The sequence below is a fragment of the Arthrobacter sp. P1_B4 genome (assembly GCF_056406555.1).
This window is the reverse complement of sequence record NZ_JBFTZW010000018.1, coordinates 51,484-60,108: the sequence shown is the minus strand read 5'-3', so window position 1 is coordinate 60,108 and position 8,625 is coordinate 51,484. Positions and strand designations below refer to the sequence as shown.

Genomic DNA, 8,625 nt, shown 5'->3' with positions numbered 1-8,625 from the left:
CTGCGAGCCAGTTGGGCGGGGTGGGTGCGTTACTCGAGCCGGCGCTGCTTCGTCTCGGGGGCGAAGAACGCCATCCACAGCACGGAGAGCAGCACGAGGCCGCCGGCCAGGGCGAACGATGTCGCGAGCCCCAGCTCCGGCCACAGGAAGGCCGCGAAAATCAGCGGACCGAACCCGGCGCCGAGCCGGGAGAACGTCGAGGCCCAGCCGAAGCCGGAGCCGCGCAGCTCCGTGGGGTAGAGCTCGGAGACATAGGTATAGAGCACCGGGATGGCCACCTGCACCACGAAGCCGAACACCAGGAGCCAGAAGACGGCGGCGGTGGGGATGTCCACCACGATCGCCACGATCACCAGCGTCAGCGCGGACAGCGGGCCGGTGATCGCCAGGATCCACTTGCGGCCCACCCGCTCCACCAGCAGGGCGGCCACCACCACGCCCAGGAGTCCGACGGCGGCCATCGACGCCGTGGTCAGGAAGGCCTTGTACTCCTCGAAGCCGGCGCCGATCAGGATCCGCGGCATCCACGTCAGCGACAGGTAGTAGACGAGCAGGATGCTGAAGAACAGGGCCCATGCCGCCGTCGTGATCTTCCAGTTGAACTGCCAGAGGGCGCACAACTGCGTCCACGCGCTCCCTGCCGAGAGGCGTGGCGCATCCTGCGGTGCCGGCAGGCTGTAGACGCGGGTCTCGGCGCCRGTGGCCTGGACCAGGGCGTCGATCACCTTGGCGGCCTCGTCGCGGCGGCCCTTGCGGATCAGGAACAGCGGGGATTCGGGCACGCTGCGGCGGATCCAGAACACCAGCAGCGCCGGAAGCACCATGACCAGCATGGTCAGCCGCCAGTCCGCGAAGGCCGCGACCAGCCCGGCGGAGACAAAACCGCAGAGGGCCGCGCCGATCGGCCACCAGCCGTCCATGGCGGTGAGCACCCGGCCGCGCTGTTTGCGCGGGGTGAACTCGCCCACCAGCGCGTAGTCCACCGGGATGCAGCCGCCCAGGCCGAACCCGGCCAGGAACCGGAACACGACGAACCACATGAAGTCGGGGGAGAAGGCGCCGAGCACGGTGAAGATGGAGAAAATCAGCAGGGTCGCGGTGAAGGCCTTCTTGCGGCCGATGGTGTCCGCGATGGTGCCCCAGACGAACGCGCCCAGGGCCATGCCAATGAGGTTCGCCGTGCCGATCCAGGCGGCATCGCCCGGGCTCAGTGACCAGTGCTTGGACAGCAACGGAATGAGGATGCCGTTGAGGGTGACGTCCCAGGCATCGAACATGAAGCCCAGCCCGCCGATCAGGAAGATCCGGCCTTGGACCTTCCACCGCCACGGCAGTTCCTGGACCACCTGTTCGCCGCTGGGCACAGTGGTGTACGTGTTCATCTTGGCCTCCTGTGAAAACTCTACGTGGCCGGGCCGCGGCCCGCGCGTGCTTCACACTCCGGCGCGCGGGAGGGCCCGGTGGTGGGGACGCGATAAACTTGCCGCATCCCCACCACCCGCGGCCCCGCCGCGATATAAGACGGAGACTTTTGTGAGCTTCACTCAGCTTGACCGTGTATCCATCGACCGAGTTCCCATCCACCGGGCACTGATTTCGGTCTACGACAAGACCGGTCTGGAGGAGCTCGCTCAGGGCCTGCATGCCGCCGGCGTCAAGATCGTCTCCACCGGCTCCACGGCCAAGAAGATCGCCGCCGCGGGCATCCCCGTGCAGGAAGTCGAGGAAGTCACCGGCTCCCCGGAAATGCTGGACGGCCGCGTCAAGACCCTGCACCCGCGCGTGCACGGCGGCATCCTCGCGGACCGCCGCGTCCCGGCCCACATGCAGACCCTGGCGGACATGGAGATCGAGCCCTTCGACCTCGTCATCGTCAACCTCTACCCCTTCGTGGAGACCGTGAAGTCCGGTGCCGCGCCGGACGACGTCGTCGAACAGATCGACATCGGGGGCCCCGCGATGGTGCGCTCAGCCGCGAAGAACCACGCCGCCGTCACCATCGTGGTGGACCCGGCATCCTACGGTGCCGTGGTGGAGGCAGCAGCCTCGGGCGGTTTTGACCTGAAGACCCGCCGCCGGCTCGCTGCCAAGGCGTTCGCGCACACCGCGGCCTACGACACCGCCGTGGCCACCTGGACTGCCAGCCAGTTCCGCGACGAGGACGGCGACGGCGTGATCGACTGGCCCGCCTACGCAGGCCTGGCCCTGGAACGCTCCGAGGTGCTCCGCTACGGCGAAAACCCGCACCAGCAGGCCGCACTGTACGTGGACAAGGCCGCCCCGGCCGGCATCGCCCAGGCCGACCAGCTGCACGGCAAGGCCATGAGCTACAACAACTTCGTCGACGCCGACGCCGCCCTGCGCGCCGCCTTCGACTTCGCCGAGCCCGCCGTCGCCATCATCAAGCACGCCAACCCGTGCGGCGTGGCCGTGGGGTCCGCGTCGGCGGCCGACCCGATCGCCGACGCCCACGCCAAGGCCCACGCCTGCGATCCCGTGTCCGCGTTCGGCGGCGTCATCGCCGCGAACCGCACGGTCACCGCCGGGATGGCCCGGACCGTCGCCGGCATCTTCACGGAGGTCGTCATCGCGCCGGGCTTCGACGACGAGGCAGTGGAGATCCTGTCCAAGAAGAAGAACATCCGCCTCCTGACCCTCCCGGACGGATACGGCCGCTACCCGACCGAGTTCCGCCAGGTCTCCGGCGGCATGCTGGTGCAGGCCACGGACAAGGTCGACGCCGACGGCGACACCCCCGCGAACTGGACCCTGGCCGCGGGCGACGCCGCCGACGCCGCCACCCTGGCCGACCTCGCGTTCGCCTGGACCGCGTGCCGCGCGGCGAAGTCCAACGCCATCCTGCTCGCGGACAACGGTGCCGCCGTCGGCATCGGCATGGGCCAGGTCAACCGGCTCGATTCCTGCAAGCTCGCGGTCGAGCGCGCCAACACCCTCGGCGTCACGGTTGAGTCCGACGTCGAGGGTGCTGGCGGGGCGGCTGCCGTTCAGGCAGAACCAGGCGCCGCCGCTTCGCCGGAGCGGGCCCGGGGCGCCGTGGCGGCCTCGGACGCGTTCTTCCCGTTCGCCGACGGACTGCAGATCCTGGTCGACGCCGGCGTGCGCGCCGTCGTCCAACCCGGCGGCTCTGTCCGGGACGAGGAAGTCATCGCCGCAGCCAACGCCGCCGGCATCACCATGTACTTCACCGGAGCCCGCCACTTCTTCCACTAGGGCCCTTCCTCTCGGGCTGCGGTTCGCGCACAAGGGACCAGCGCAAGAGACCCCCTAGAGACCCCCGCACAAAAAATGGACACGCCCTCCCTATCCGGGGGACATGTCCATTTTTTGTGCCACCGAGTGGGCTGGTGGCCAGTGCCGGGGACATGCTCATTCTTTCCGCGGGACTTGCTCATTTTTCGCGGCAAGGAGTGGGCATATGGCCGGTCCGGGCGACATGCTCATTCTTTCCGCGGGACATGCTCATTTTTCGCGGCTAAGAATGGGCATATGGGGGATATGTCCAGGCTTCGGCGTGTGGGGAGGGCATGTCCCGTGCGACCTGGGGCTGCCTGGGCCAACCGCGGGACATGCTCAGTCTTTCGGTGCGTACCGGGCCAGCCCAAAAGGACATGCTCACGGCTTCAGGAGCTCGAGACCGGCCCGGGCGGACACGCCTATTCTTTCCGGGACATGCCTCCCTTTCCGCGGGACATGTCCATTTTTTGTGCCACTGGGTGGGCTGGCGGCCAGTCCGGGGGACATGTCCATTCTTTCCGCGGGGCATGCTCATTTTTCGTGGCAAGGAGTGGGCATATGAGGGATATGTCCAGGCTTCGGCGTGTGGGGAGGGCATGTCCCGTGCGACCCGGGGCTGCCTGGGCCAGCCGCGGGACATGCCCGTTCTTTCTGGAGCGCAGCGGGCCAGCCGGGGGACATGCTCATTCGTTCCCAAGCGCCGAGAAGCCACCCGGGAGGACATGTCCACTCCTCATGGCTAGGCCCGGACATATGGGGTATATGTCCGGGCCTTCGTGTTAGCGGAGGGCATGTCCAGCGGGCGGGGGGCGATCCGCCGTCGCAGATAAAGCCAGCGCGGGGCCACTGCGTCCTCCCCACTGCTGAAGATGGGACGCAATGACCCCGCGCTGGGGTAAACAGGGTAGACAGGGGAAACAAGCCCGACTGCGCGGCCCCCGCGAACGGAACCCAGGCCGCGCTGCCCGCGCGGGCCCCCGCGAACGGAGCCCGGCCCCGCGAACGGGCCCCGCGAACGGAGCACGGGCCCCGCGCGAACGGTGCCCGTGCCCTCAGGTCAGGAAGCGGCCGCCGTGGTGTAGGCCTGCTGGATCACGCTGCCCCAGTACGGGCCGTACATCGTGGTGGACTTGCTGCCGTAGCCGTAGCTGTTGATGGAGTTCTGGTAGCCGGCGGCGCTGGTGCCGATGAACCACGGACCGCCTGAGGAACCGCCGGTCATGTTGCAGGGGATCCCCTGGGTGTTGAACTGTGGGTTGTAGGGATCGTTCGTGGCGGTGCCGGAGCAGCTCTTGAGGGATTCACCGTTGAAGGGCGCTGCGGCGGGGTAGCCGAATGACTTGTAGCTCAGGCCGCGGGCGGCGTTGAACTGCAGCCCCGAGCCGCCGACGACGTCGCTCAGGTACTGGCCGTTGAGCGTGGACATGACGGCGAAGCCAGTGTCGTAGGTCATGTCACCCGAGGAGCTCCACTGGGTGGGGGCGTAGAGGGCCTTGGCCGTCCACTTGCCGTAGGGGGCCGCGCCGTTCAGGTACGCCGGGACGAACGTGAACTTGGTGGCGAAGGCGCCCGGGCCCTCATTCACGCAGTGTCCGGCCGTGGAGACCGTGCTCTTGTTGCCGGAGGAGACCGAGTTGCCGGAGCAGACGTAGTTCGTCCCGCCGAGGGTGAAGAAGACCTTGCCGATGTGCGGGACGGGGGTTTCGCTCGCATTGGTCTTGGTCTGGAGCGTCTGGGATTGCAGCTTGGGAGCCGCGGCCTCGACCTTGCTCGGCGCGCCCGTTTCCGCCGGGCCCCTGGCCGCAGTGGCCTTGCCGTTGCGCTTCATGGCCCTGTCGGCCAGGACGTCGCCGGGGACGGCGCTGCGCATGCGTTCCGCGGTCCAGTACTCGGCCGCGCCCGTCTCGGTGACGGTGTGGCTGGCGACATCGGAGGTGGAAACCGGTGCCTTGGCCGGTGCGGGGGAGGCCGTGGCCGCCCCCGCGGCACTCAGGGCCAGCAGCGCGGCGGCCGAAAGAGTCAGCAGGCTGGTGGCCAGAGTCTTGGGTGTTCTCATGGGTGTCCTAACCGGTGGAAAGCGGGGCGGCCGCTGTTGGCGGCCGCTGGATGGACTGAAACTACGGCAATTTGACTAATCTGTAAAGTAGCTTGTCAATTTTTGTTATGCCGTGTCGGGACGTCACTCATCCGTCCGTGCACGACGCCGGTAGGCGCCAACGGGGGCACCTCGGGTAAGTTAGGGGTGTTGAGATAACACAAGATTCCGGAAATACCCAGACCTTCAGGGAGACGCCCGCGCAATGGCAAAGATTATCTATACCCACACCGACGAAGCGCCGATGCTGGCCACCTATTCGTTCTTGCCGATCATTGAGGCGTTCGCCTCGACGGCCGGTGTGGAAGTGGAGACCCGCGACATCTCGCTGGCCGGCCGCATCATCGCCGTGTTCGGCGACTACCTCACCGAAGAGCAGCGCGTCAGCGACGCCCTGGCCGAGCTTGGTGCCCTCGCCAAGACGCCCGAAGCCAACATCATCAAGCTGCCCAACATCAGCGCCTCCGTGCCCCAGCTGAAGGCCGCCATCGCCGAACTCCAGGGCCACGGCTACGCGCTGCCGGACTACCCGGACAACCCCTCCTCGGACGAGGAAACGGATATCCGGTCCCGCTACGACAAGATCAAGGGCTCCGCTGTGAACCCGGTCCTGCGCGAAGGCAACTCGGACCGCCGCGCCCCGCTCTCGGTCAAGAACTACGCCCGCCAGAACCCGCACAGCATGGGCGCCTGGACGCCGGAGTCCAAGACCAACGTGGCCCACATGGACGCCGACGACTTCCGCTCGAACGAGCTGTCCGTGGTGATCGAGGCCGACACCAACATCAAGATCCAGCTCGTCAAGGAAGACGGCACCGTCAAGGTCCTCAAGCGTGCCTTCCCGGTCCTGGCCGGCGAGGTCATCGACGGCACCGTGATGCGTGCCGCGGCCCTGGATGAGTTCCTCGCAGCCCAGGTTGTCCGGGCCAAGAACGAGGGCGTGCTGTTCTCAGCCCACCTCAAGGCCACCATGATGAAGGTCTCGGACCCCATCATCTTCGGCCACGTCGTCAAGGCCTACTTCGCGGACCTCTTCGCCACCTACGGTGAGCAGATCGCCGCCGCCGGTCTGAGCCCCAACAACGGCCTCGCCTCCATCCTCAACGGCCTCGAGGACCTGCCGGAGGAGATCCGCGGCGAGGTCCAGGCAGCCATCGAAAAGGGCCTCAACGAGGGCCCCGAACTCGCGATGGTCGATTCCGACAAGGGCATCACCAACCTGCACGTGCCCTCCGACGTCATTGTCGACGCCTCAATGCCGGCCATGATCCGCAGCTCGGGCCACATGTGGGGCCGCGACGGCCAGGAAGCCGATACGCTCGCCGTCCTCCCGGACAGCAGCTACGCCGGCATCTACCAGGTCGTGGTTGATGACTGCCGCGCCCACGGGGCCTTTGATCCCACCACCATGGGCACGGTCCCGAACGTCGGCCTCATGGCCCAGGCCGCCGAGGAATACGGCAGCCACGACAAGACGTTCGAGATCCAGTCCGCCGGCACCGTCCAGATCGTCGACGACGCCGGCACCGTGCTGATCGAGCACAAGGTTGCCCCGGGCGACATCTGGCGCGCCTGCCAGACCAAGGACGTGCCGATCCGCGACTGGGTGAAGCTGGCCGTCACCCGCGCCCGCGCCTCCGCCACGCCCGCCGTCTTCTGGCTGGACAAGGGCCGCGCGCACGACGCCCGGATGATCGCCAAGGTCGAGGAATACCTCAAGGACCACGACACCGAGGGCCTGGAAATCGCCATCATGTCCCCGGATGAGGCCACGGCCTTCACGGTGGAACGCCTCCGCAAGGGCGAGGACACCATCTCGGTGACCGGCAACGTGCTCCGCGACTACCTCACCGACCTCTTCCCGATCCTGGAACTGGGCACCAGCGCCAAGATGCTTTCCGTGGTGCCGCTGATCAACGGTGGCGGCCTGTTCGAGACCGGCGCCGGCGGATCCGCCCCGAAGCACGTCCAGCAGTTGCTTAAGGAAAACCACCTGCGCTGGGACAGTCTGGGTGAATTCCTCGCGCTGGCCGTCAGCTTCGAGCACCTCGCCACCAGCACCGGCAACGCCCGCGCCCAGGTCCTGGCCGACACCCTGGACCGCGCCACCGGCACGTTCCTGCTGGAGGACAAGTCCCCGAAGCGCAAGGCCGGTGAGTTGGACAACCGCGGCAGCCACTTCTACCTGGCCAAGTTCTGGGCCCAGGAACTGGCCAGCCAGAACGACGACGCCGAGCTCGCCGCGGCCTTCGCCGCCGTTTCTGACGCGCTGAACTCCAATGAGGACACCATCACCGGCGAACTCCTGGCCGTCCAGGGTTCCCCGGTGGACCTTGGCGGGTACTACCGGCCGGATGCGGCCAAGGTCGCAGCGGTCATGCGCCCCTCGGCGAAGTTCAGTGAAGTGCTTGCGACGCTGACCAAGTAGTCCCAGCCTCAACGCTCCGGCAGCGCGGTAGGTCGCCACGCAGAACGCCCCGCCTCCCGAAAGGGAGGCGGGGCGTTCCGCTGTCAGTCCGGCGGAGTAATCAAACCAGCCAGATCAGTGCGAACGGCCGGTCAGCGCGGCTGGTCGTGGCCGAAAGGCGGCTCGGGGGCGAGGTCGGGATCGGCGTCCACGCGTTCGAAGGCAGGTTCCGCGCCATATCCCACTTCTTCTTGGAGCGGCACGGCGGTGGTGGCGCCCGGGGCGACTCCGTCCACGCGTCCGCGCCATCCGCCCGTCTCGGCCCCGCGTTCTTCGATGAACTGCTTGAATTTCTTCAGGTCGGCGGCAACCTGACGGGAATCAAGGCCGATGGCCGCGCCGATCTTTTCCGCCGCCGAGTCCGGCTCCCAGGTCAGCTCGACGTTCACCTTCGTTGCGGCCTCGCCGAGATCATCGAACCAGACGGTGCCGGCGTTCCGTGGTTCATCAAGGCTCTCCCACGACACGCGATGGTCCGGTTCCTGCGCGGTGATCCGCGCATCGTACTCACGCCGGACTCCACCGATGCTGGTCTTGAAATGCACAGTGGTGTCGTCCAGCTGATTAACCGATTCCACGCCGCTCATGAAGTGCGGAAATTCCTCGAATTGCGTCCACTGGTTGTAGGCCTGGCTTAGCGGAACATTGACTTCGATGGATTCCTGAACTGTTGCCATGCAGGCGTCACTCCTTCGATTGGCGGACCGCGGTCCGCGATTCTTGTCGTTGACCGGCATAAAGCCGTTCCTCCACGCTAGCGGGCTTCCGCTGAAATGGTAAGCAGGCTGACGATAGTGGCGGCGGAGGC

5 protein-coding genes are annotated in these 8,625 nt (G+C 67.1%); 2 read left to right on the top strand and 3 right to left on the bottom strand.

What is annotated here, in order from left to right:
• Window positions 1–29: 29 nt before the first annotated feature.
• Window positions 30–1,382 carry an MFS transporter gene (locus AC1D1W_RS09625; protein ID WP_476943540.1) on the bottom strand — a complete coding sequence of 451 codons (1,353 nt, stop codon included), beginning with the start codon at window positions 1,380–1,382 and terminating at the stop codon, window positions 30–32.
• Window positions 1,383–1,533: 151 nt separating this feature from the next.
• Between AC1D1W_RS09625 and purH the strand changes: the two genes are divergently transcribed.
• Window positions 1,534–3,231, top strand: coding sequence for a bifunctional phosphoribosylaminoimidazolecarboxamide formyltransferase/IMP cyclohydrolase (purH, locus tag AC1D1W_RS09620; protein ID WP_476943539.1), 1,698 nt, complete (start codon window positions 1,534–1,536; stop codon window positions 3,229–3,231).
• Window positions 3,232–4,312: 1,081 nt separating this feature from the next.
• On the opposite strand, the gene AC1D1W_RS09615 is transcribed toward purH, so the two are convergent.
• The gene (locus tag AC1D1W_RS09615; RefSeq protein ID WP_243180238.1) at window positions 4,313–5,311 is read right to left on the bottom strand and encodes a trypsin-like serine peptidase; all 999 of its coding nucleotides are present in this window, start codon (window positions 5,309–5,311) and stop codon (window positions 4,313–4,315) included.
• A 244-nt stretch (window positions 5,312–5,555) separates the two neighbouring features.
• Here AC1D1W_RS09615 and AC1D1W_RS09610 point away from each other — a divergent pair, with 244 nt between their 5' ends.
• Entirely contained in the window at window positions 5,556–7,778 is a 2,223-nt protein-coding gene (locus AC1D1W_RS09610; protein WP_476856615.1) for an NADP-dependent isocitrate dehydrogenase, read from the top strand.
• Between the two features lie 131 nt (window positions 7,779–7,909).
• Here AC1D1W_RS09610 and AC1D1W_RS09605 read toward each other — a convergent pair whose 3' ends face one another.
• The gene (locus AC1D1W_RS09605; RefSeq protein ID WP_243180227.1) at window positions 7,910–8,554 is read right to left on the bottom strand and encodes an SRPBCC family protein; all 645 of its coding nucleotides are present in this window, start codon (window positions 8,552–8,554) and stop codon (window positions 7,910–7,912) included.
• Between the last annotated feature and the right edge of the window lie 71 nt (window positions 8,555–8,625).